This is a genomic window from Pseudoalteromonas atlantica, from assembly GCA_007988745.1.
In the GTDB taxonomy this organism is placed as follows: domain Bacteria; phylum Pseudomonadota; class Gammaproteobacteria; order Enterobacterales; family Alteromonadaceae; genus Pseudoalteromonas; species Pseudoalteromonas atlantica.
On the sequence record BJUT01000024.1, the window covers coordinates 19,026 to 41,670 of the forward strand.

The window sequence follows — 22,645 nt, forward strand, 5'->3', positions numbered from 1 at the left end:
TTCGATAACGAAAGTGTAAGGAATTCTAATGTTAATCAGTCAAATAACTAAAAGCGCATTGCTGTTTGTGGGATTTTCGGTACTTGCGGGGTGTAGCTCCGACGCTCGCTTTCACGAAATTCAATCAGCACGTTTAGATGAATGTAATTATAAAGCTGATAAAGAATATTACGAGTGCCTTGAAAATCAAGATAAAAATTTTGAAGAGTATAAAAAACAGCAAAGTGAACAAACACAATAATTTATGACTAAAACACAAAAATTGCGCGATAAACAAATACGCCAAACCCTCACCAACGCCTGTGAGAAAATAAAAGCGACTCATTATGGTTTTGCTTATTTAACTCACACCATTGATTTAAAAAATGAAGCAAAGTCACTAAAAATAAGCTGCTATTTTGAAGATGATATAGCCTATAACGACACCGAAGCGCATTTTTCTCAGCTAGTCGATATTATTCACGCTGAGCTTAGCAAAATAAGCTTACCGGTAGCGGCTAAGCAAATAGCGTTTTTAGTTGATTAACATTGGTTTGCCTAGCTATGGACGTTATAATTACCAAAATTATTTTTAGGATGTAAAGCATGGCTGTTCCATCGCGCTCGCAAATCACACCAGGTACAACCGTAAATATTGTATTAAAAGAAGATCAACGCAGCGGCACATTAACGCAAGGTGTAGTTGAGCGTTTATTAACTAAATCACCTAATCACCCGCATGGTATTAAAGTACGCCTAGAAGATGGTCAAGTCGGCCGAGTAAAAGAGATTTTATAATGACAGCGTTAACAGAGCAGGAATTTTGGGATTTAGTGACCACGCCTGAGTTAGGGCTCGACCCACAAAGCGTAAGCGACAACTTAAAAGCTAAATTGAGCGAGTTAACCGACGAGCAGCTCATTGCTTTTGATAAATTCTTTGGTATTCACATGCGCAAATGTTTTACCTGGGATTTATTTGGTGCCGCATTTGTTATGGCTGGCTGTAACGACGAATACGGTTTTAGCGAATTTAGGTGCTGGCTCATCTCCCGCGGGGAGGCGGTATTTAATAACGCATTAAGCAATGCCGACTCACTTGCACAGTGCTCCCCTGTGTATTATTTAAATGAGCAACCTTACCCTTATATTGATGAATACGACTTAATAGCCGGTTTATTATTTGAAGAGCGCAACGACGACGAATTACCTTTTGTACCCTCAGGCGAGCAACCGGCAGGTAAACGCTTTAAAGACAAACCCAAGTTTTTAAAACAAAGCTATCCGCAATTATTTGCAAAATACTGGCAGTAAAGTCACTCTTAGTGGTTTATTTATTTAGTAAATAAACCACTTTGTTTTATTACTCGTAAAACATAACTACAACACTGCATTACATAATGCTAAGTGCTGCGTCCTTTTTTTAGATTAAATCTCTGTTATAGTTATAAAAATTAGCGCACACGTTACTTATTACGAGGATACGCCCACTTAATGAAAACCTTACTTTGTTTTTTAATTTCGACAACCTTTATTAGTTCATCTGCATTGGCTGCGCCGAGTAATAAAAGCCGTTTTATACCGTTATTAAAAACAATGCTTGGCGATTACCAGGTGGTAACTGCTAACTCCCCACTGTGTGTGGATAGTCAGTTGAGTTTAATTAACCCAGTTTACCCAGACGCGGGTTTTAAATTAGGCGAGCATATTGCGTTTGAAAGTTTACACAACGGCACCCGTACAACTAAAAAGCCAAATTTTTGTTTTGTAACTAGCTCGTATAAATACAAAAGTGATGGTGTTGATAACAGCTTAAAAATGAGCCGCTGTATTGACCCCAATAACGAAAAAACCATCAGACAAAGCATTAAGTTTACCAGTATTACAACGCTCAAATATACGCAGAATACCCCCGCAGTAGAGTGCACATTTACAAGACAAGTTGATTAACTTACTTGCAATGAATTTGCGGTATATCGTGCCAGCGCGTTGTGTATTGGGGCGATAAGTAATCTCTGTTCATATGCCAGCCTTGATTTAGTTTGCTGCTGGCTAGGGTGAGTATGCCTTTTCCGTAGCGGTTGTTTATTGTATCAAGACACTGCATTAATTTAGGGTTATCGGCACTTTGGCTAAATAAATCAGTTTGCTGATACTGCACCGAGGTAAGCTCTAAAGCGCCTACACCACATTTATAAAACCGTACACCTGGCTTGTAAATATGAGTAAATACTTCTGAGACTGCATTTGCCATTACGCAGGTATCGTTAGTGGGGGTGGCAAATTTATATATAAACGACTTTTTACAATAGCGGTCTTCGTGTTTGCCAGTGGCGGCAAATATATAAAGCTGTTTTGCTAATGAGCGCTGCCCTCGTAGTTTACTGGCAACCGTGGTTACGTGGTTAATAAGGGCGGTTTTAAGTGCAGTTGGCTCACTGATCCGCTCACCAAAGCTGCGAGTAGAATATATTTCTCGCTTATCTTGGCGTACATCGTCCCATGTTAAGCACGCAATACCATTTAGCTCACTTACGGTACGCTCTACCACCACACTAAACGCGCGGCGCATGGTTTTAGGGTTTTGCTGTGCCAGATCCCACGCGGTATGTATGTTCATTATATTAAGCTTTTTAGCTAGGCGCTTACCTATGCCCCATACATCGGCGCAGCTCATTCTTTGTAAAATGGCTTGGCGGCTTTGCTCGTTATTTATAACGGCCACCCCATCAAACCCGCTTAGCTTTTTAGCTGCATGGTTAGCGGCTTTTGCCAAAGTAGGAGTTGGGCCAAAACCAACACCCACAGGGAGTTTAGTTTCGCGCCAAACGGTACGCCTTATTGTATGCCCGTACTCGTGCCAGTTTTGTATAAGGGGTGTGTAGCCATGAAAGTGCAAAAACGACTCATCAATACTGTATATGTATTGTGTGTCGCAAAAGCGGCCAATTACGTTCATCATTTTGGCGCTTAAATCGGCGTACAACTCATAGTTACTCGAACGTACAACCACCTTGTGTTGTTCAAGCAGGTGCTTAACTTTAAAGTAAGGGCCAAATTTAGGAATGTTTAAGCGCCGAGCTATCGGGCATACCGCACATACGCAGCCATCATTATTAGTTAAAACCACCACAGGTTTAGAGCGAATAGCGGGGTCGAACACTTTTTCGGCACTGGCATAAAATGCAACGGCATCGACTAAGGCGTACATTTTAATAGCTCAGGGCTTGGGCGGTGCATTCTAATCGATAGTGTAACCACTCCCTCTAACTGAAACTCATCAGCTGAGGTTAGTTGTACCGGCTTATGTAGAGGCGATGCAGAGAGTAATCGTGCATTGGTTTTATCTAATAGCTTACACACAAATAAGCCATTTAAGTTAGCAACAATAACATCGCCGTTATCGGCTTGCTCAGCACGGTCTACAAGCAGTAAGTCGCCCTCAAAAATCCCCACCTCTTGCATGGAATTACCCGAGGCAATACCAATAAAGGTGGCGTCGGGGTGCTTTATTAATAGCTCATCAAGAGAAACACCGAGCTCGGCGTATTGCGCCGCGGGCGATTCAAACCCACACACACCGGCTTCTATATAAACGGGAATAACAAACATAACACAACCTAAAACGCATATACTGTATAAGTGTACAGTATATGCGTTTTGTGTAAGTTATGCCAAGAAATGAAAGACAGATCACGCCATGTTTTTGATCATTTGTTGTGCGGTATCTAAAAAGTCTTTGATTTGCTGCGGGTTTAAGTTTTTACACATTTGATCATTTATTTGCTGCTCAGAGGCTAATAACTTATCAAACAATTTATTGCCTTGTTCGGTGAGCGACAAAATAAAGCAGCGTTTGTCGTACTCACTTGCTTGCTTATTAATAAGGTTTAAGGCAATAAGATCTTTAATTAAGCGGGCAATTTGGGCTTTGTCGCGCTGTGTTTTAGTCACAATGTCGTTAGCGGTACAGTTAGTTGTACTGGCAATAATGTGTATACAACGCACGTGCATAGCATTAATACCAAGGTCGCCTGCGTTAATAGCCTCGCGAATTGTTACGCGGTAATTTTGCATCAGCTCAAATAGGGTATTTGATAAAAGCGTGTTCATAAGCTCTCTAATGGTTGACAATATCAATTAGTTTGTTATAGTTGATTTTATCAACCAATGGGGCGTTGTGCAATGCTTGCTTTAAAAAGCAGTTAACTATTTTGTTAAACGAGGTGATTTTAAATGGGTAAACAAGTTCGCAAAGCTACGGTACTAAGTACTGAACAAATAACACCGCATTTACAGCGCATTGTTGTAGGCTCAGATGAGTTTTCGGATTTAACACAAGCGCATATTGGCAGCTATGTAAAAGTGCTTATTCCCCAAAATGGTAAAGTTGATTTTAATTTAAAAACCGCGTGCATGCGCTCTTACACAATAAGAGACGTTGATGATGCAACGGGCGCGTTAACGCTCGACTTTGTAATAAACATGCATCAAGGTCCGGCTACGCACTGGGCTATAACTGCAAAAGTAGGTGACGAGGTTGGCATAGCGGGCCCAGGCCCTAAAAAGCTTGATAATTACCAGCATCCGCATTATGTATTACTAGGCGATTTAACCTCAGTTAATGCAATAAAAGGGTACATGCAGCAGTTACCCGCCAGCGCAAAAATTGACGCGTTTGTGCATGCCCCTACAGAGCAAGACATTATTGATTTACAAACGCAGCGCGATGTTAATTGGTTAATTACAGAAACTCCGGATACCGATATGCTCAGCGCGCTTAACAATTTGCCACACACAAACGAGCCACCTATTGTATTTATGGCATTAGAGGCGGGGTTAGTACGTAAAGCAAAAACCTTACTTACCCAGGATTGTAATATACCGCGTAGTAATATAGTTTCCTCTGGCTATTGGAAAAAAGGCGTAGACTCAGAGGGTTATAAAAAAGAGCGCCAGCAAAGCCCTGAGCTTGCATGAATACCTTAGAGCAAAACAGCCTAACGCTATTTTGCTTTTATCCGTTACCTAACTTGAATTGAATAAATAGCAGACCCATTTAAGTGTTTTATGCTGATGATGAAGCCCATTGTTAGCATGCATTTTAAGGAGCTGCTATTTTGTTATCTTCCATTCCCTTTTCGTTATTAGAGCTTGCCCCCATGATCAAAGGGGACAGCGTTTCTCATACGCTCAATAAAACCACCAAATACGCCCAGCGCGCCGACCAATTAGGGTTTAATCGCTTTTGGCTAGCCGAGCATCACAATATGCCCGGTATAATTTGTGCTGCCACCTCAATATTAGTAGGTCACATTGCAGGTAAAACTCAGCGTATACGGGTTGGCTCTGGCGGAATAATGCTGCCGAATCATTCTCCCTTAGTTGTGGCTGAGCAATTTGGTACGTTAGAGAGTTTATACCCTGGACGAATAGATTTAGGCCTTGGCCGCGCTCCAGGTAGTGATCCAGTAACCAGCCGTGCGCTAAATAATGATATGAGCCGCGCAGAAAACTTCCCAGGGGAGGTAACAGAGCTGCAAACATTATTAGGCCCATACAATGGCACACATCCTATACGTGCTATTCCGGGGGAGGACACAAACGTACCGCTTTGGTTATTAGGCTCAAGTTTGTTTAGCGCCCAATTGGCCGCGCAAAAAGGGTTGCCTTATGTATTTGCAGGGCACTTTGCACCGCGTTTTGTACACGATGCCATCGCACTATATAAGCGAGAATTTAAAGCCTCAAATGTACTCGATAAACCCTATGTAATGCTTGCCTTACCGCTGGTAGCAGCAGAGACCGATGAAGAAGCGCAGTACCTTTCTACCACCTCAAAGCAACGCGTGCTTGAATTAATACGCGGCAAAGAGCTGTGGCTAAAGCCACCAGTAGAGAGTATGGAAGGTTTATGGAGTGAGCAAGAGCGCGCCCACGTAGAAAACTTTTTAAGCTTAAGCGTTGTTGGCGGGCATGTGAGTATAAAACATAAATTACAAATGATAGCGAAAGAGCTAGAAGTGGATGAGTTTATATTTACCAACGATGTTTACGACAGCGAAAAACGCCACCGAGCTCTAGAAATTTTAATGGAAATAAAGCATTAATTAAAAAAGGAAGTGTTTAGTTAAGCAAGCGTACACACAAGTCTTGCTACTATGTAGACATCATTAAAAGTGAATACAAACTTATTAACTTTAAGTGATGTCTGAACAAACGCTATCGATAATTAAACATACTTAGGTTGCCAAGGATAAGGCCCATTTTGCATTATTTATCGTTCTGTTTTTTCAATCAAACTGATTTAAACAATCAATTTTAAGACATCACTTTTATTTTTTATAATGTAGTTATTAACCAAACATCATTAAATTAAAGGAAGGTACACCGTGAACGCTCTAACAACCGCATCGGCTAATTCAGTTACTCATACAGCGCAGCCAAAAGTTGCTCTGATAGCTGAAGGTGGCGGACAACGAGGGATATTCACAGCCGGTGTATTAGATGCATGGTTAGAGCAAAACTACGACCCATTTGATTTATTTATTGGCACCTCTGCCGGCTCGCAAAATTTAACAAGCTATTTAGCGCGCCAAAAAGGTTACGCTAAACGCTTAATTAGAGGGCTTTCGCGTAACAAACGCTTTTTTCAATTAGGGCGTGGTTTAATGGGCAAGCACATTGTTGATTTAGACTGGTACTTTGAAAAAACCACCGAAGTAAACAGAGCCCTTGATTTTAAAACAGCAAAAACCAGCTTAGGCGAGCGTGAGCTGCTTATAACGGCAACCAATGCACGCGACAGAAAAGCCTATTACCTTTCACCTACAGGCGAGGGTAAGCAATGGCGCGATTTGTTAAAAGCATCGAGCGCGTTACCTTTTTTGTATAAACAAGGCGTTAAACTTACTCCTTGGTTAGGTACAAAAGCGGCAAACGAAGTGCATTTAGCTGCAGAGCAATCAAGTGAAGATTTTTATTTAGATGGCGGCTTAGCTGCGCCCTTGCCTGTACGCGAAGCTTATAACCGTGGCGCACGAAAAATCGTAGTAATTAGAACCGTTGATGAGCATTTTCAGGCGCAAACTGCATGGGTTCAAAAGCTTAGAACATTTGCATGTGCATCAGGCTACTGCCCAAAAACACTTGATTACTTGATTCAACACGAGCAAGCATACCTAGACGAGCTAACGTTTATTGCCAACCCGCCTAGTGATGTAGAAATTATACAAATTTTTGCAGACGAAAAGCTACACAGTAAATTATTAGGTAGCTCGAATGATGATTTACGCTTTGATCATAAGCTAGGTGTAAAAGCAGGCCGCGCTTATTTAAAAAGCCAAAACGCACGTATAGTAGATTACGCACACAGCTACGCTATGTAGCTGTGTATTAACGCTTAAACTTAAATTACTACTTAAGTTTAAGCGTTGGTAAAGCGCCGTGGCAAAATTAAAGCTCTGCTTTTTTTAAATTTATCGATGGCTTTTTATTGCTAATCGCCGCACCTATTAAAATAAGCGCTAAAGCAAAAAACACTGACCAACTAAAAGGAGCCTGCGAGGCGAGTATTAAAATAAAAGTAGAAAGCACCGGCGTTAAAAAACTTAACGAGGCTAATAGCGAGCGGTTACCAAATTTTAAACCATAATCCCATAAATAAAATGCACCTCCCACTGGGCCTAATCCTAATAAAATAGCGCCTAACCATTGTGAAACAGACAAACTAGTAACGGTTGTTTCAAAATAAAAATGTGCACAAAGGGCAAGCACAGCCACAATAAGCGAAAGCCAGCCTATGTCATCTACTTGGCTATTAAATTGCGACATTAAATAAGAATAACTAGACCACAATACTGCGCAGCATCCTGCAAAAAAATACCCTAAGTAATACTCACTATTGATAGATAACCCACTGCCATCGGTAATTAAACTAAGCGTGCCTAAAAACCCCAATAATCCGCCCAATATTGCTTTAAATTTAGATCCAGGGGTAGCCACAAATACACCCAGTAATAATGGCCAAAGGTACACAATTAAGCTTACCTCTATTAAAGGGCCGTATTTTAAAGCCATAAAATAACAAAAGTGAAAACCAAATAAGCCGGTAACACCTATTACAATTTGTTTTTTAGAAAGCTTTGGAGGGGTTAATAATGGCTGTTTTGTAGCGACACGTTTTACTAATAAAATAATAAAAGAAAGTGCAAAGCACATAAAAAGTAACTGAAAAGCCGGGAGTGCTTTGGTTAAATTACCTAGTAATGCTAAAAGCCCCCACGAAAATATTGCTAAAAACCCTATGTGTGTTGCCATTAATTACCCTCCGTAAATACTATGTACTGAGTGTATCAATATAGGTTTTTAAAAATGTGCTAAAAAGACGGTGTTATTGTTTGCTCTGACGCTATTTAACCTACGCTCTGCTTGAGCTTGCTTTATTATTTCGTGTTTAGGTTATCTATATTACTGCTTTGCAAACGCTTTAGGTGGCTGTCCAAAATATACATTAAACCGGCGGCTAAACGCAGAGGCATCATTATAACCAATGCGCTCGCCTACTAAAGCAATCGGTAAGTCTGAATGGGTTAAAAGGGCGCGAGCATGTTGCATTCGTAACATGGTTAAATATTGCAACGCACTCATAGTGGTATTTTTTTTAAATACAGTTTTAAACTGCGTTACGCTTAAACAGGCTATACCGGCCAGCTCTTTTAACGTGTAGGGGTAGGCTAAATTTTGCTTTACAGTGGTTATTACATTATCTATTCGCTTATCTATATTAATGTGGCTGCTTTGCTCACAAAGTAATAAGTAAAATAAATCAAAAGTTGAACTTGTAAGCTTTTCACCGCTAACAACGAGCAGTTGCTGCTCTATAAACTGTAAGTAACTTAATAAACGGCTATCTATTGAGATTTTAGGGCATAAAAGGTTAATAAGGTTTTCAGGGAGCGCGTCTAAATCTGCCACAATAAAACGCGCGGCTTCATCGGCTGTAAAGGCATGCACTACGTTTTTCTCTATAACGATACAACTGCCTGTACTCACCGTTGTTTTAAAGTCATTATTTAACGTTATAAAAATTTCCCCGTGTAGGGGTAAAACGAATTGATGGTAATTGTGCTGGTGGCGCTTTATATCTTGCGAATAATACCGAATAGAAAGCTTACTCATTGCCTACTCCAATACCTACTCCAATACCTAATACAGAACCCGAGTATTGCCTAACATACTTTAAGTAAAACATGGCGTTGATTAAACCTAAGTAGATGACAATAATATACTGGTTTCGCTATTTAAAATGCCTTCTATTTCGCGTACTTGCCTGAGTACGCCATCAAACTCACTTAAATTTGCCGCCTGTATTTCAGCCACTAAATCCCAAGCGCCGTTGGTTGTATGTAACTTTGTTAGCTCAGGTATGCCGCGCATGGTTTTAATTACCTGCGATGTAGATTTACCCACCACTTCCACCATCATTATTGCTCTTACAGCTTCGGTTTCTATGTGTTCGTGTACACGCACCGTAAAGCCTAATATAGCGCCCGATGAGACTAAACGGTCTAAGCGGTTTTGCACTGTCCCGCGCGACACTTTTAAAACATCGGCTAGGGCTGAAATAGAAGCGCGGCCATCTTTTCGTAATTCGGCTATTAATGCGTTATCTAATGAGTCGTAAATGTAAGGGGTCATAAAACGCCTTGGGTTATGTGTTTATTACAAATTACTAAATTTGTACTTTAATGCATAGCAATTTGCTAAAAAATAATATTATTTGTATAAACTTTTGGCATTTTAAGTAACACCTCTGGCCTATAAACTTATTTCAATTAATTTATTTAGTCATTAAAGAGGTATTTATGAGTCATTTTATCGCACAACCTAAACAAGGTGTTCCATTTGTTAGCGTACAGGCAATGGCCAAACTTATAAATAAAGTCGGAATAGAAAACGTATTGCTTGAGCTTACTCAAAGATTAGAACACGACTTTGCTCGCTGGGACGAATTTGATAAATCGCCACGTTATGCAGCGCACTCTCCTGATGGCGTAATAGAGCTTATGCCCGTGAGCGACGGTAAAATGTTTAGCTGTAAATATGTAAATGGTCATCCAAAAAACACCTTTAAGGAACTTCAAACCGTGGCCGCGTTTGGTATTTTGTCGGATGTTGATAGCGGTTATCCGGTTATGATCAGCGAAATGTGCTTACTAACAGCCTTACGTACAGCGGCTACATCGGCGCTTGTGGCAAAGTATTTAGCGCCTAAGCACTCAACAACGCTTACATTAATTGGTAATGGTGCACAGTCTGAGTTTCAGGCATTAGCTTTTAAAGCCGTATTAGGTATTACTCACATTCGTTTATACGATATTGATAAAAACGCCTCACAAAAAGCCTACAACAACTTAAGTGGCTACGGCTTAAATATAACTCTATGCAATAGCGCAGAAGAAGCCGTAGAAGGCGCGCACATTATTACCACCTGCACAGCCGATAAAAAAAATGCCACTATTTTAACCAGCGATATGATCCCCCAGGGCGTGCATTTAAATGCCATTGGTGGCGATTGCCCTGGTAAAACAGAGCTTGATTCACAATTATTAACGCGCGCAAATGTGTTTGTAGAGTACGAGCCGCAAACCAGAATAGAGGGCGAAATACAGCAAATGAGCAAAACCTTTGCCGTAACAGAGTTTCATAAAGTAATTAATAAACAAACACCTGGGCGTACAAGTAACAACGAGCTTACTATTTTTGATGGGGTAGGCTTTGCAAGCGAAGACTTTACCGCGCTGGTGTATATTAAAGACGCGCTGGTGGCTGCGGGTGAGTTTGAACTACTTGATTTAATTACACAACAAGCTGATCCGCGTAATTTATTTTCGGTACTTAATAGTACACAACCATCAAAAACACCTAAGCAAGAGCAAGTCGCATGAGCCACATAAAGCAAGCCCCAACAGCGGTGGTGATGGTGCGCCCGCATCACTTTACATCTAACCCACAAACCATGTTAGACAACACGTTTCAAAGTACCTGCAACTCACAAAATCAGAGTCAGCTTGCCTTTGACGAAGTCACTAATGCGGTTAAATTATTACAAAACGAGGGCGTAACGGTTCATCTTTTTGAAGACGAACATACACACACGCCCGATTCTGTGTTTCCAAATAATTGGTTTTCTACCCATCAAAGTGGCGAGCTAGTTATGTACCCAATGTACGCAGAAAACAGAAGGTTAGAATATCGAAAAGATATTATTGATTTTTTGACTAATCACTATAAAGTGTTGTCTGTGACTGATTATTCATTTTTAGCGAAAGAAAATGCATTTCTAGAAGGCACAGGATCGCTTGTTATTGATCACCCCCATAAGCTTGCTTATGCAGTAGAATCTAAGCGCACTACTAAAACCGTGGTTAATACAGTATGCGAGCAATTAAAGCTAAAACCTGTTGTATTTAACGCCTACGATGAGCAAGGTACTGCGGTTTATCATACTAATGTATTAATGTGTGTAGCCACAGAGTTTGCCATGATCAGCTTAAATATGGTGCCAAATAGTCAGCACAAACAATTAACTAGCCATTTTATACAAAGCCATTTAGAAGTAATAAACTTAACTAATGAGCAAATAAGTAGCTTTTGCGGCAACGCAATAGAGTTACAAGGTACAAATGGTCGTATTTTAGCACTCTCACAAACGGCGTTTAATGCACTTACAACCGAGCAAAAAGCAGCAATACAAAAAACAGCTAAACTTGTTCCGTTACCTATACCAACCATAGAGTCGGCGGGAGGTTCGGTTAGATGCATGATTGCTGGCATACACCTGCAAAGTAAATAACCTACCACTAAGTCAACATACTAAGGCAGCTTAGCTGCCTTAATCTATGGCTAACATGCATTATTAAATGCCAATTACTCAACTACACGCTGAGTAAAAACATAATAAATACAAAAGGATTAGCCCATGTTCGATACCGTAGTAAAAAGTGTAAATGGCCTATTATGGGGAGAAGGCCAAATACTAATCTACATACTACTGTTTGCAGGTATTTGGTTTTCGGTACGTTTAAAAGCAATTCAAATAGTAAAATTTAAACACATGTTTAGCCTGTTAAAAGGCAGTAGCAAGTGTAAAAAAGACGACATTTCATCATTTCAAGCATTGTGTACAGGCCTGTGTGCCCGTGTAGGTACCGGTAATTTAGCCGGGGTCGCTGTTGCAATTTCACTAGGCGGAAGCGGCGCCATATTTTGGATGTGGGTTATAGCCATACTCGGCATGGCAACCGGCTTTGCCGAAAGTGTATTAGGGCAAGTGTATAAAGTACGCGATAGTAGTGGCGAATTTAGAGGTGGCCCCGCCTATTATATTCAACAAGGTTTGGGCAGCCGTGCCTTTGCTATTGTGTTTGCCGCGTGTTTATTTTTAGGTTATGGCTTTACTTTTAGTGCTATGCAAACCAATACAATAACCGACGCCCTTAACTATGCTTTTCAAGTACCTACCTTTTATTCTGGATTAGTTATTACCGTATTAGCAGGCTCAATTATATTAGGTGGCTTTAAAGCCATTGCCCGCTTTGCCGAGCGAGTAGTGCCACTAATGGGCATATTATTTGTAGCCGCGGCGGTTATTATTACGATTATGAATTTACCGCAAGTGCCTGCCATGCTTAAAGATGTGTTTTTATCAGCGTTTGGTTTGCAAGAAGCCGGCGCAGGAGCAATGGGCGCTGCCATTAAAAACGGTATACAACGCGGATTATATTCTAACGAAGCCGGCGCAGGTAGTGTGCCGCATGCTGCAGCAAGCGCAAGCCCAATGCCTAATCACCCAGTTACACAAGGGTATATACAAATGCTTGGCGTGTTTTTCGATACAATTGTACTTTGTAGCTGTACCGCGGTAGTTATTTTATTGGCCGATGTAGATATAAGCGGCGAAATGGAAGGCATACGTTTAACCCAAAGCGCCATGACCGCACATTTAGCACAAGGCGGTGTGTACTTTGTTGCGGCAGCCATAACCTTATTTGCTTTTACCTCGGTAGTGGCCAACTATGCTTACGCCGAAAGTAACCTGCATTTATTTAAGCTCGATAACAAAGTAGGGCGCACAATTTATACATTACTTTATTTATCAATGATGCTGTGGGGCGCATCGGCATCTCTAAAAGAAGTCTGGGATTTAGCCGATATAGCATTAGGGTTAATGACAGTGGTTAACGTAATCGCTATTATATTGCTCACGCCAACTATTTTGTCTGTTAATCGCGACTACAACACACAAAGAAAAAAAGGCATAGAGCCCGAATTTAAAGTAAAAGATGTAAAAGTACAGGGTAAATGCGAAAGCGGCATTTGGGATTGATTCCCGTATTTTAAGCAATTTTAACGATAAAAAGCGGTTTTATGGCAACATAAAACCGCTTTTTAATTTTGCATAATTATTCAAATTTAGATAGTGTGAACAGCAATGAAATATAAGAATAACAAGGTAAATTGATTTAATGATCGACATTCACGCAGGTAAAACAGCTGCAAAAATTATTAACGAGCAGGGCTTTAAACCCGAGTTATTTACCTCTTTTTTAGGGGCAAGTGGCGGGCCTAAATGGTTTACATTATTTGGCTTAGACAAATATATTTTTGGTGAATTTTTTAAAAACCGAACCCAACCACTTAACTTAATTGGTTCATCTGCTGGCGCATTTCGTTCAGCCTGTTTTGCACAAAACGACCCCGTTGCTGCCATTGAGCGTTTAGCCAAATCGTATTCGCAAACGCGCTATTCTAGTAATAAACCAACACCTGCTGAAATTACACTAAAAGCCCGCGCATTATTAGATGATGTATTTGGTGAGCACGGCGTAACCGAAATTTTAAATAATCCTATTTTTAAAGCGCATTTTATAGTGGCAAAATCGAATGGGTTTATTGCCAGTGAAAATAAATTAATTCAGCTTTTAGGTTTATCAAAAAGTTATATGCTCAACCGCGTAAACCGAAAATTATTAGGTTCGCAGTACGAGCGATTTATTTTTGGTGCGCCCAACAGCAATTTATCAATAACCGACAGTTATAATTTTAAAACGCAAAACATACCACTTAGCCAAACAAATTTAAAAGATGCTTTACTTGCATCGGGCTCTATACCCCTTGTTATGCAAGGCATAAAAAATATTGCAGGATCGCCACCCGGCATTTATCGCGATGGCGGAATAATTGACTACCACTTTGATTTAAAAATTAATAACCCAGGTTTAATTTTGTATCCGCATTTTAATAGCGAGCCAAAAGCAGGGTGGTTTGATAAAAATTTAAAACGTAAAGTAGCACCACAAAATTACGATAACGTGGTGATGATCTCCCCATCAAAAGAATTTATAGCCGGTTTACCTTACGGAAAAATTCCAGACAGAAATGACTTTACCGATCTTGATGCAGACACACGTATTAAATATTGGGATACCGTTTTTAGTGAAACTGAAAAATTGGCTGAAGCATTTGATAAGAAAAAGGTTAATAAAAATTACAGGTTAAAGACACTAAGCTAGCAGTTATAATTAAAGAAAAACGAATGAAAATCAAGGACGTTAAATTGAAAATTCTATTTTTGAAATCGATGTTTAAATTAGAAAAGTTAGTTATTGAAAAAAACATTAAAAAAGCAAATGTCATAAGAAAAGTCATTATTCAAAAGCTACAAATATATTTGAATGATAATTATAGTGAAGATACGTTTAATGAAAATCTAAAGGTTGCAATGGACGCTGTTAGTAAAACATTATACGAAGAGGAGATTGAAGAAACTGAAAAAACACTTAAGGCAATTTCAATCTTAGAAAACGAAATAGAGAATTTTATTACTGACTATTATTTGGCTATGTCTTATTCATATTCACAAGCAAAAATATCAAACGTATTTAAATTAAGTCAAAATAAAGATATAGAGGAAGACTTTTATAATAAAGCTTTGAATTATAACGCACAGGTGAAAAAGTTTGACGATAAAAGTTTTAAAGACAAAATAAAATCAGTGAATAAGGAGGAAAAAAATTAAGAAAAAGAATAAAAAATGATTTAAAAGAAAAAGTTAGGAATGCCAAATTCACTTTAATCAGTCCTATATCAATAAGCTCTACTCATATAACAATGATTCTGAGTATGTTTTCAACTCTTTTTTTAATCAGTGGCTATTACTTTAATTATCAAATATTGAAGTCATTTGACATAAATAGTGACGATTTTTATACTGTACAAGATTATATATCAACAAGTATTAGTTTGATATTTATGCCATTCCTATACACAGCATTCTATTTACTTTTAAGCTTACTCCGAATAAATGACGATATTTATAAAGAAATTGAAGGAGAAGAGCTCGGGTTAAAAACTAAGGTAGTAAATATACCACTCACTGTTATTTTGATCTTTCTCATATTAAATATTATAAATCTAGTTTCAATTTATAATGGTGGAGAAGGATCTGATAAGACCTTTTATTTAAATATTCTTATCGGAGGCGTGCTTATCTTAAATAAACTTCCCTGGAATTATTTTGAAAAACCAACTGCATCTTTTTTATTTACAACAATGGTGTTTAGTTATTTTGTACATTTTAATATTAAGATAGACGATAAAGTAAAAAATTATAAATCAATTGACTATAAATCTAATTACACAATTTCATTCAAAGATAAGAGAATATCAACAAAAGATGTTGAGTTTATGAGAGTTAATTCTAATTATGTATTTCTAATAAATAAAAAAACCAACAAAGCAGAAATATACCCGAGATTGTCTATTAATAAGATTGAGGTTAATTAATAAAGAATGACTTATGTAGTACAGTACATACTATTGCATTACTACCCATAAATTACGTTATGTTAAATTAGGTAGTTAATAAGAAAGCGAGCGTGATTATACAAACCAGCCCGCTTTTAGGAGAGTAATTAGGTGTTAATTTAGCTCAGAATCTACCCAAAATTTAGTGCCTTTTAGTACTGCTTGAAGTGCAAGGCCATTTTCGGTTAAAGAATATACGGTAACTTGGTCGGCAATGGCTTCTGCAACCAGTGCTCCACCTTTATCTTCGTATTTTGCTGCTGCATCTGCGTTTCCGCCAAAGGCCCAACCGTGTTCAATAAATCTATTTACTGCCGCTTGGTTATGAAAAACCATAACAACGTTAAAATCTTTAACGCCTAAACCAAGCCCTAAACCGGCTTCACCCATATTCATGTAGGTTGATTTACCCGTTAAGTTATTTTTTACTACACCGTACCCGCCACCAAAACTAGCTAAAACGACATTTACGTTTGCGTTATCAAATACGGCGTAACCAGCAGAATTGGCAATTTGTTTTTTAACATCGGGTTTTTGTGCGTATAATTTGTCGAGGGTATTGTTTTTCATGCTTTGTACTAAAGCGCGTTTTTCGCTAGGCGAAGCACTGCCTGTAGTAGCACAACCTGTTAGTAATACACTTATTGTAAGTAGGCCTAAAACTATAAATTTTTTCATAAAACTTTCCTTAATAAGATTCATACCAATACACAACAATGTTTAAATAAATACACTTTCACTATGTCCAATACTAGACAGTATCGGACTTTAACGTTAAGCTGTAAGTCTATTATTTTATTGAATATTTATACATTATGCTTGTCGCTTTAGTTGATACGTTAAAACAATTAAGATACCAAATTGCTCATCTTGACGACGGTACTCTAAACTCAGAATACCCAGAACTTGCATCCTTTATACAGCAAGTTGGCTTGACTGTAACTGAATCAAAGGACGATCTTAAATTTTTATACCAATTTTTATATGTGTACGGCCGAAAATCTGAGGCAACATTTAATCGTTTTCGTAATGAGCTTGAACGATTTTATTTGTGGTCTTGGCTAATTGCCGAAAAATCTGTATTTAGTTTAAAGCGCGAAGACATTGAAGCGTATGTTGATTTTATGGCTGAGCCAGATAAAAAATGGGCATCAACTTCGGTGCAATGGCGTTACAAAGATGAACAAGGTATTCGTCGATTAAATCAAAATTGGCGCCCTTTTATATTAAAAGAATCAATTGCGAGCCAGCAAACATTAGCGGCTATGTTTACCGCGCTAAATGTATTTTATAAGTTTTCTATTTTAGAAGAAAAAACGTTTGCTAACTTTGTACCTGTAGTGAAAAAAAATAGCCCCTATTTGGTAGTTCAATCTCAAATTCAGATCCCAGACACTTTAAGTGACATACAATGGGAATATGTATTTGGCGTAACACGCGATTTATGTGAAAAAAAACCAGAGCTTGAACGTAACCTATTTACGCTCGCGTGTTTAAAAGGGCTATATTTACGTATATCAGAATTATCAGAGCGCCCGCAGTGGTCGCCAGTTATGTCGCACTTTTGGCAAGATAATGACGGCTTTTGGTTTTTACGTATTATGGGCAAAGGTAATAAGCTACGAGATGTTACGTTAAGTGATGATTTTGTTGAGTATTTAAAACGTTACCGATTATACAGAGGGTTACCCGCCCTACCTCGCGTTGATGAATCTGAGCCATTGGTGCATAAAATTCGTGGCCAAGGTGGGATGACAGTTAGGCAAATTAGACGTTTAGTGCAGCAAAGTTTTGATTTAGCTCAGCAATCGTTACTTGATGACGGGTTTAAAGATGATGCAGAACAACTTGAAGCGGCCACTGCCCATTGGCTTCGCCACACGGGTGCAACACATGATGCGCAAACTCGACCGCTAAAACATTTATCGGAAGATTTAGGCCATTCTAAAATTGCGACAACCGATCAAATTTACATTCAAACAAATATTAAAGAGCGAGCAAAATCAGGCGTTAAAAGGAAAATTTAATGGAATACTTAGTAATAGCATTTATTGGTTTTTTATTTTTAGTTTATTCAATTTCAATAAGGCAGTTAGAGCGCACAGAAATAACAGGCCCTATGTTTTTTGTGATTGGCGGCATGTTTTTGGCGTTTTTACTTCCTAATGAAGGCGAAAAATTAAAAACAGGAATAGATTATTTATTACCACTGATAGAGCTAACGCTAAGTATATTTTTATTTTCTGATGCGGCTAAATCTAAGTTAGGTGTATTGAGGCATAGTTTTCAATACCCTAGCCTATTATTATTTGTTGCCCTACCCTTAACTTTATTGTGCGGTATTGGTGTTAGCTTATTTTTATTTGCAGAGTTGTCGTTAATTCAATCGGCACTGCTGGCAATTATACTTACACCAACCGATGCCGCTTTGAGTAAAGGGTTATTGCAAAGTACACAAGTGCCCGAAAAAATTAGAGAAGGTATAAATACCGAAAGCGGATTAAACGATGGCTTATGTGTACCCGTATTTTTAATTTTTATTTTATTAGCTAAAAAGCCTGACTCTGCTATTACTGCTTCACATACATTAGGTGTGTTTTCAAGAGAGCTTGGCTTAGCATTATTGATTGCTGGTTTTTCTATAGCGATATTTATTCCGGCATTAAATTTTGCAATGCAGCGCCATTACTTTGCAAAAAGCACCAGCCCATTTTTACTTTTAGGTTTTGCGATGGCGGTGTTTTCTATCACTCAATATTTTCATGGCAGCGGTTTTATAGCGGTGTTTATTGCGGGTTTGTTATTTGATAAATTTTCTAAAACTGATATTCGCGCTGAGCTAATAGAGGATTCAGAGCACATTGCTGATTTTACTTCGTTAATGATTTGGTGTTTATTTGGATTTGTTTGTGCGTATTTAGTAATCCCCAAATTAAATACAAATATAATTGTGTATGCCTTATTAAGCACTACATTAATTAGAATAATTCCGGTTATGTTATCGTTACAATTTACAGCACTTAATTGGAAGGAACGTTTTACTTTTGCATGGTTTGGGCCACGCGGTTTGGCTTCTATTGTTTTTACTTTAATGGTAATAGACACGCAAATAGAAAATAAATATGATATTGCCACTATTGCAATGACCACTATTTTATTTAGCGTGTTTATACATGGTATAAGTACAAAGCCAATTGCAGATAGCTTCGTTAAAAAATCTAAATAGCGTTTATAAAAATTAGTGAATTTATTGTTTTGCTATAAACACGATTTTTAGCTTTAAAATAGATCACTTAATGAAGCAAGTTGGTATTAATAAAAAAGGCGTAACTTTTTTAAGTTACGCCTTTTTTATTTTTAACTTTTACTAGCTAAGTACCTGTGCGAGCAACTCTATAGGGTGCTTTGGTTTAAATTGCTCAAAACGTTTTACTTGGCTGCGGCACGAAAAACCGGTAGATAAAAGTTGCTCTGGTTTATTTTTATCTACTATTGGTTTCCAACTCATTTCGTACAGTGCACGGGAATTTTCTTGGTTTTGTGCTTCATGGCCATAAGTACCGGCCATGCCACAACACCCGGTATTGGTTGTATTTAGGGTTAAACCAATATCAGTAAAAATTGTTTTCCATACACTTGCCGCTTTTGGTAAAGCGGTTGTTTCTGTACAGTGGCTCAATAATGTAAATTCAGTATCGGTTTTTTGTTTAGCCGATAATGATTTAAACGATTGAGTTTGTAACCATTCATGGGCAAGTTGTACATGAAACTCGCCGCGATTATTTTCTAAAATGGTTTTGTATTCATCGCGATAACACATAACTAACGATGCATCTAAACCAACCAAAGGCGAATTAATATCAGCGAGTTTATTTAAAAAATCTGCGCCATTTTTTGCCGTTACTTTAAACTCATGCAAAAAACCTTTTACGTGTTGGGCTTTACCATTAGGTTTAAACGGTAATAGCATCGGCTTTTTACCCAGCGCGGTGATAAGTGTTATAAAACTTTGCACTAACTCGGCTTCGTAAAAGCTGGTAAACGGGTCTTGCACTATTAGCACATAGTCATTTTGTTCATCACTTGAAAGTGAATTTAATAACTCAAAATTAAATTTATGTGCTTTTGCGACACGTTTTTCAAGTGAAGGCACACTTAATTGGGGGGTATCTACATACCCTACTGTTTTTTTAATTAAACTACTTACTAAGTTTGTTTTAACAATTGGGTTGATCACGCGTGCAAATTTAGACATTACAGGCGCCGAACTTTCAATGTTTGCGACTAAATAATCTTTAAGTGGGCGCGCGTAATAACTGTGATAATAATTTAAAAAGCGTGCTCTAAAAGTAGGTACATCGACTTTAATTGGGCAAGATGTTGTACACGCTTTACACGCTAAACATTCATCCATTGACTCTTTTACTTCGTGAGAAAAATCGTAAACACCTTTGTTTTTTTCACGGCTATGAACAAAACGCTCCCACCAGGTAATAACTTCGCCTTTGTTAAGCTCTTTTTCTACTTCGAGCAAATCAACATTTTTAGACTCTTGAAGTCGTAACCATTCTCGCATTAATGTTGCGCGGCCTTTTGGCGAATGCCTGCGATCGCCGGTTACTTTATATGAAGGACACATGGGAGAATTTTCGTCGTAGTTAAAACAAATGCCGTTACCATTACAGGTCATTGCATTGTTAAAACTTGTTTTTACATCGATAGAAATTTGCTTATCGAAGTACGAACGTTTTTGCCCATCTACACTAACTAGTGAGTCCTCACTTTCTATAGGAGTACATATTTTCCCAGGGTTTATTCTGTTATTAGGGTCGAACGCTGTTTTTATTTTACGTAGTTGTTTAAATAAATGCTCGCCAAAAAACTCAGGGCCGTATTCACTTCGGTAACCTTTACCATGTTCGCCCCACATTAAGCCGCCGTATTTAGCGGTAAGTTTTACAACTTCGTCTGAAATTTTACGAAGCAGTTTTTCTTGTTCTGGGTCGCACATATCTAGCGCCGGGCGTACATGTAAAACACCCGCGTCAACATGGCCGAACATACCGTATTGTAAATTATGGCTATCGAGTAATGCTCTAAATTCTACAATGTAGTCGGCTAAGTTTTCTGGCGGTACGGCGGTATCTTCAGCAAAGGCCAATGGCTTTTGGCTGCCTTTAACATTACCGAGTAATCCGACAGATTTTTTACGCATTGCATAAATTTTTAAAATGTCACTTTTACTGCTGGTTAATTGATAGCCAATAACACCATTGGTTTGATTTGCTACGCACTCATCTAATAATGTGCAAAGTGTGTTTACTTTGTCTTTTATATCTTCAGGTGATACTGCATTAAACTCAACCATGTTGAGTCCTTGCATATCTTTATTTGGTACATCGGTTATTAAGTCCGATACTGAATGCCAAATAATATCTTCGCGAGCCAGGTTTAATACTTTGCTATCGACTGTTTCTACCGATGTTGCACGCGCATCAACTAAAAAGGGAGAGTGGCGAAGTGCCGAATCAAAACTGTCGTATTTAATATTTATCAGTGTTTTAAATTCGGCTATGGGAGTTAAGTTTAATTTAGCTTCAGTAACTATACCAAGCGAGCCTTCTGATCCGGTAATTAGCCTACTCATATCAAAAGTTTGTAAGTCATCACTTAGCACATGCTCTAGGTCGTAGCCTGTTAAAAAGCGATTTAAGCGTGGAAATTTTTCTAAAATAGCTTGGCGCTCATTTAAAGAAATTTCCAATACTGTTTTGTAAAGGCTACCGATTAATGATTCTTGCTCGGCTATTACTTTAGCTTTTTCTATGTCTATTGGTGATGTCACCATTGGGCTGCCATCGACTAAATAGGTAGTAAGTCCTAAAACATGGTCGCTGGTTTTACCGTACACTAATGAACCTTGACCTGATGCATCAGTACTGATCATTCCGCCAATGGTTGCTCGGTTACTGGTTGATAAGTCGGGTGAGAAGAAAAAGCCGTACGGTTTTAAAAAGTCGTTTAATTGATCTTTAATTACACCTGTTTGTACTCTAACCCAACCTTCCTCAACGTTAATTTCGAGTATTTCCCGCATGTAGCGAGACAAATCAACCACTATTCCTGGTGTGAGTGATTGCCCATTAGTACCTGTACCACCACCACGAGGGCCAAAAGTAAGCGACAAAAATGGGTCGCGAGATGCTGTTTGCAATGCCAGTTGAATGTCTTTTTCGGTTTTAGGAAAAATAACACCTTGTGGGATTTGCTGATAAATACTGTTATCGGTAGAGGCGGTTAAACGCGTTGCATAGCTTGCATCGGTGTCTCCACTAAATCCCTGATTTTTAAGTGTACTTAAGTAGTTTGCGACAAGCTCGGTCGCTGCATCTTGCTGTGTAATTGTTGCTATCATGACGGCGATAATTTAAGGCATTTGTGTAATTATATCATGGTGATGGCTAATAGAAATTGAAGATTTTACAGTTTGTAACACTCTTTTTATCGTATTTTGAGGTTCTGTATTTATAATCAAGTTAAACCACAGTGTAGAGCTTTATATGAAAAAATTACTATTACAGATCATAGGTGTGTTGTTTATTTTGCTGGGGCTATTTTTTGCTGTAGTGCCAGGCCCGTCACTAATATTTTTTATGGCGGGGTTACTGTGCTTTTCGTTTTATTACCCAAAAGCGAGGCATTATTTAAAGCTTTGCCAAAAAGCCTTAACTAAATCGTGTAATTATTTAGATAAAAAATTAGCACGGTAATTTAGCCCAGATACAAAAATGCCAGCA

At 38.5% G+C, this 22,645-nt stretch carries 25 protein-coding genes; 17 read left to right on the plus strand and 8 right to left on the minus strand.

Translation table 11 applies throughout. The features are described from left to right. Window positions 1-28 precede the first annotated feature (28 nt). The 5 genes from PAT01_RS11310 (at window position 29) to PAT01_RS11330 (ending at window position 1,928) form a co-directional block, all read left to right on the plus strand. Window positions 29-241 (plus strand): hypothetical protein, encoded by a 213-nt coding sequence (locus tag PAT01_RS11310; protein ID WP_004586334.1) that lies wholly within the window; start codon window positions 29-31, stop codon window positions 239-241. Window positions 242-244: 3 nt separating this feature from the next. Beyond that, window positions 245-526 carry a hypothetical protein gene (locus PAT01_RS11315; protein WP_154945493.1) on the plus strand — a complete coding sequence of 94 codons (282 nt, stop codon included), beginning with the start codon at window positions 245-247 and terminating at the stop codon, window positions 524-526. Window positions 527-585: 59 nt separating this feature from the next. Beyond that, entirely contained in the window at window positions 586-777 is a 192-nt protein-coding gene (locus tag PAT01_RS11320) for a YwbE family protein (RefSeq protein WP_004586332.1), read from the plus strand. Beyond that, window positions 777-1,292 (plus strand): DUF4240 domain-containing protein, encoded by a 516-nt coding sequence (locus PAT01_RS11325; RefSeq protein WP_154945494.1) that lies wholly within the window; start codon window positions 777-779, stop codon window positions 1,290-1,292. The genes PAT01_RS11320 and PAT01_RS11325 overlap by 1 nt, the downstream gene beginning before the upstream one ends. Window positions 1,293-1,472: 180 nt before the next feature. Continuing rightward, on the plus strand, window positions 1,473-1,928 hold the full coding sequence (locus tag PAT01_RS11330; protein ID WP_154945495.1) for a hypothetical protein: 456 nt from the start codon (window positions 1,473-1,475) through the stop codon (window positions 1,926-1,928). A 1-nt stretch (window position 1,929) separates the two neighbouring features. Here the strand turns inward: PAT01_RS11330 and PAT01_RS11335 are convergent, their stop codons facing one another. The 3 genes from PAT01_RS11335 to PAT01_RS11345 form a co-directional block, all read right to left on the minus strand. Beyond that, window positions 1,930-3,189: a Y-family DNA polymerase gene (locus PAT01_RS11335; protein WP_154945496.1), complete on the minus strand. Its 1,260-nt coding sequence runs from the start codon at window positions 3,187-3,189 to the stop codon at window positions 1,930-1,932. Further along, window positions 3,177-3,590 (minus strand): S24 family peptidase, encoded by a 414-nt coding sequence (locus PAT01_RS11340; protein ID WP_004586327.1) that lies wholly within the window; start codon window positions 3,588-3,590, stop codon window positions 3,177-3,179. Before PAT01_RS11340 ends, PAT01_RS11335 begins: the two co-directional genes overlap by 13 nt. A gap of 81 nt (window positions 3,591-3,671) precedes the next feature. Further along, entirely contained in the window at window positions 3,672-4,091 is a 420-nt protein-coding gene (locus tag PAT01_RS11345) for a MarR family winged helix-turn-helix transcriptional regulator (RefSeq protein WP_154945497.1), read from the minus strand. Between the two features lie 123 nt (window positions 4,092-4,214). Between PAT01_RS11345 and PAT01_RS11350 the strand changes: the two genes are divergently transcribed. From PAT01_RS11350 to PAT01_RS11360, 3 genes are all read left to right on the plus strand, one after another. After that, complete coding sequence (locus PAT01_RS11350) at window positions 4,215-4,958, plus strand: siderophore-interacting protein (RefSeq protein ID WP_154945498.1); 744 nt, start codon at window positions 4,215-4,217, stop codon at window positions 4,956-4,958. A 140-nt stretch (window positions 4,959-5,098) separates the two neighbouring features. Then, window positions 5,099-6,088, plus strand: a complete 990-nt coding sequence (locus PAT01_RS11355) for an LLM class flavin-dependent oxidoreductase (RefSeq protein ID WP_004586324.1) — start codon at window positions 5,099-5,101, stop codon at window positions 6,086-6,088. Window positions 6,089-6,370: 282 nt separating this feature from the next. Further along, window positions 6,371-7,366, plus strand: a complete 996-nt coding sequence (locus PAT01_RS11360) for a patatin-like phospholipase family protein (RefSeq protein WP_154945499.1) — start codon at window positions 6,371-6,373, stop codon at window positions 7,364-7,366. A gap of 67 nt (window positions 7,367-7,433) precedes the next feature. Here PAT01_RS11360 and PAT01_RS11365 read toward each other — a convergent pair whose 3' ends face one another. The 3 genes from PAT01_RS11365 to PAT01_RS11375 all read right to left on the minus strand — a co-directional run bounded on the left by PAT01_RS11365 (window position 7,434) and on the right by PAT01_RS11375 (window position 9,677). Then, a complete protein-coding gene (locus PAT01_RS11365; RefSeq protein ID WP_154945500.1) occupies window positions 7,434-8,297 on the minus strand; it encodes a DMT family transporter in 864 nt (287 codons plus the stop codon). 150 nt (window positions 8,298-8,447) lie between these two features. Next, window positions 8,448-9,158: an AraC family transcriptional regulator gene (locus PAT01_RS11370; RefSeq protein ID WP_154945501.1), complete on the minus strand. Its 711-nt coding sequence runs from the start codon at window positions 9,156-9,158 to the stop codon at window positions 8,448-8,450. Window positions 9,159-9,245: 87 nt separating this feature from the next. Beyond that, window positions 9,246-9,677 carry an Lrp/AsnC family transcriptional regulator gene (locus PAT01_RS11375; protein WP_055254207.1) on the minus strand — a complete coding sequence of 144 codons (432 nt, stop codon included), beginning with the start codon at window positions 9,675-9,677 and terminating at the stop codon, window positions 9,246-9,248. Between the two features lie 167 nt (window positions 9,678-9,844). Here PAT01_RS11375 and PAT01_RS11380 point away from each other — a divergent pair, with 167 nt between their 5' ends. The 6 genes from PAT01_RS11380 to PAT01_RS11405 all read left to right on the plus strand — a co-directional run bounded on the left by PAT01_RS11380 (window position 9,845) and on the right by PAT01_RS11405 (window position 15,827). Next, a complete protein-coding gene (locus PAT01_RS11380) occupies window positions 9,845-10,927 on the plus strand; it encodes an ornithine cyclodeaminase (protein WP_154945502.1) in 1,083 nt (360 codons plus the stop codon). Further along, window positions 10,924-11,835, plus strand: coding sequence for a citrulline utilization hydrolase CtlX (gene ctlX / locus PAT01_RS11385; RefSeq protein WP_024032372.1), 912 nt, complete (start codon window positions 10,924-10,926; stop codon window positions 11,833-11,835). Before PAT01_RS11380 ends, ctlX begins: the two co-directional genes overlap by 4 nt. 126 nt (window positions 11,836-11,961) lie before the next feature. Continuing rightward, on the plus strand, window positions 11,962-13,368 hold the full coding sequence (locus PAT01_RS11390) for an alanine/glycine:cation symporter family protein (RefSeq protein WP_154945503.1): 1,407 nt from the start codon (window positions 11,962-11,964) through the stop codon (window positions 13,366-13,368). Window positions 13,369-13,507: 139 nt separating this feature from the next. Next, window positions 13,508-14,554, plus strand: coding sequence for a patatin-like phospholipase family protein (locus PAT01_RS11395; RefSeq protein WP_154945504.1), 1,047 nt, complete (start codon window positions 13,508-13,510; stop codon window positions 14,552-14,554). Between the two features lie 23 nt (window positions 14,555-14,577). Next, window positions 14,578-15,060 (plus strand): hypothetical protein, encoded by a 483-nt coding sequence (locus PAT01_RS11400; RefSeq protein WP_154945505.1) that lies wholly within the window; start codon window positions 14,578-14,580, stop codon window positions 15,058-15,060. A 104-nt stretch (window positions 15,061-15,164) separates the two neighbouring features. After that, the gene (locus tag PAT01_RS11405) at window positions 15,165-15,827 is read left to right on the plus strand and encodes a hypothetical protein (RefSeq protein ID WP_154945506.1); all 663 of its coding nucleotides are present in this window, start codon (window positions 15,165-15,167) and stop codon (window positions 15,825-15,827) included. Window positions 15,828-15,962: 135 nt separating this feature from the next. On the opposite strand, the gene PAT01_RS11410 is transcribed toward PAT01_RS11405, so the two are convergent. After that, window positions 15,963-16,526 carry a lipid-binding SYLF domain-containing protein gene (locus tag PAT01_RS11410; protein ID WP_055019010.1) on the minus strand — a complete coding sequence of 188 codons (564 nt, stop codon included), beginning with the start codon at window positions 16,524-16,526 and terminating at the stop codon, window positions 15,963-15,965. Between the two features lie 137 nt (window positions 16,527-16,663). Here PAT01_RS11410 and PAT01_RS11415 point away from each other — a divergent pair, with 137 nt between their 5' ends. Continuing rightward, a complete protein-coding gene (locus PAT01_RS11415) occupies window positions 16,664-17,875 on the plus strand; it encodes a tyrosine-type recombinase/integrase (RefSeq protein WP_054981980.1) in 1,212 nt (403 codons plus the stop codon). Continuing rightward, a complete protein-coding gene (locus PAT01_RS11420; RefSeq protein WP_154945507.1) occupies window positions 17,875-19,074 on the plus strand; it encodes a cation:proton antiporter in 1,200 nt (399 codons plus the stop codon). Before PAT01_RS11415 ends, PAT01_RS11420 begins: the two co-directional genes overlap by 1 nt. A 141-nt stretch (window positions 19,075-19,215) precedes the next feature. On the opposite strand, the gene ydiJ is transcribed toward PAT01_RS11420, so the two are convergent. Continuing rightward, the gene (ydiJ, locus tag PAT01_RS11425) at window positions 19,216-22,263 is read right to left on the minus strand and encodes a D-2-hydroxyglutarate dehydrogenase YdiJ (protein WP_154945508.1); all 3,048 of its coding nucleotides are present in this window, start codon (window positions 22,261-22,263) and stop codon (window positions 19,216-19,218) included. A gap of 145 nt (window positions 22,264-22,408) precedes the next feature. Between ydiJ and PAT01_RS11430 the strand changes: the two genes are divergently transcribed. Continuing rightward, window positions 22,409-22,618: a PGPGW domain-containing protein gene (locus tag PAT01_RS11430; RefSeq protein ID WP_154945509.1), complete on the plus strand. Its 210-nt coding sequence runs from the start codon at window positions 22,409-22,411 to the stop codon at window positions 22,616-22,618. Window positions 22,619-22,645 lie beyond the last annotated feature (27 nt).

Coding starts and splice junctions, on each gene's coding strand:
- PAT01_RS11325 (WP_154945494.1), top strand. CDS start 777: ATGACAGCGTTAACAGAGCAGGAATTTTGGGATTTAGTGACCACGCCT.
- ydiJ (WP_154945508.1), bottom strand. CDS start 22,263: ATGATAGCAACAATTACACAGCAAGATGCAGCGACCGAGCTTGTCGCA.
- PAT01_RS11345 (WP_154945497.1), bottom strand. CDS start 4,091: ATGAACACGCTTTTATCAAATACCCTATTTGAGCTGATGCAAAATTAC.
- PAT01_RS11415 (WP_054981980.1), top strand. CDS start 16,664: ATGCTTGTCGCTTTAGTTGATACGTTAAAACAATTAAGATACCAAATT.
- PAT01_RS11335 (WP_154945496.1), bottom strand. CDS start 3,189: ATGTACGCCTTAGTCGATGCCGTTGCATTTTATGCCAGTGCCGAAAAA.
- PAT01_RS11375 (WP_055254207.1), bottom strand. CDS start 9,677: ATGACCCCTTACATTTACGACTCATTAGATAACGCATTAATAGCCGAA.
- PAT01_RS11405 (WP_154945506.1), top strand. CDS start 15,165: ATGTTTTCAACTCTTTTTTTAATCAGTGGCTATTACTTTAATTATCAA.
- PAT01_RS11320 (WP_004586332.1), top strand. CDS start 586: ATGGCTGTTCCATCGCGCTCGCAAATCACACCAGGTACAACCGTAAAT.
- PAT01_RS11315 (WP_154945493.1), top strand. CDS start 245: ATGACTAAAACACAAAAATTGCGCGATAAACAAATACGCCAAACCCTC.
- PAT01_RS11330 (WP_154945495.1), top strand. CDS start 1,473: ATGAAAACCTTACTTTGTTTTTTAATTTCGACAACCTTTATTAGTTCA.
- PAT01_RS11430 (WP_154945509.1), top strand. CDS start 22,409: ATGAAAAAATTACTATTACAGATCATAGGTGTGTTGTTTATTTTGCTG.
- PAT01_RS11420 (WP_154945507.1), top strand. CDS start 17,875: ATGGAATACTTAGTAATAGCATTTATTGGTTTTTTATTTTTAGTTTAT.
- PAT01_RS11400 (WP_154945505.1), top strand. CDS start 14,578: ATGAAAATCAAGGACGTTAAATTGAAAATTCTATTTTTGAAATCGATG.
- PAT01_RS11410 (WP_055019010.1), bottom strand. CDS start 16,526: ATGAAAAAATTTATAGTTTTAGGCCTACTTACAATAAGTGTATTACTA.
- PAT01_RS11390 (WP_154945503.1), top strand. CDS start 11,962: ATGTTCGATACCGTAGTAAAAAGTGTAAATGGCCTATTATGGGGAGAA.
- ctlX (WP_024032372.1), top strand. CDS start 10,924: ATGAGCCACATAAAGCAAGCCCCAACAGCGGTGGTGATGGTGCGCCCG.
- PAT01_RS11365 (WP_154945500.1), bottom strand. CDS start 8,297: ATGGCAACACACATAGGGTTTTTAGCAATATTTTCGTGGGGGCTTTTA.
- PAT01_RS11395 (WP_154945504.1), top strand. CDS start 13,508: ATGATCGACATTCACGCAGGTAAAACAGCTGCAAAAATTATTAACGAG.
- PAT01_RS11380 (WP_154945502.1), top strand. CDS start 9,845: ATGAGTCATTTTATCGCACAACCTAAACAAGGTGTTCCATTTGTTAGC.
- PAT01_RS11310 (WP_004586334.1), top strand. CDS start 29: ATGTTAATCAGTCAAATAACTAAAAGCGCATTGCTGTTTGTGGGATTT.
- PAT01_RS11340 (WP_004586327.1), bottom strand. CDS start 3,590: ATGTTTGTTATTCCCGTTTATATAGAAGCCGGTGTGTGTGGGTTTGAA.
- PAT01_RS11370 (WP_154945501.1), bottom strand. CDS start 9,158: ATGAGTAAGCTTTCTATTCGGTATTATTCGCAAGATATAAAGCGCCAC.
- PAT01_RS11350 (WP_154945498.1), top strand. CDS start 4,215: ATGGGTAAACAAGTTCGCAAAGCTACGGTACTAAGTACTGAACAAATA.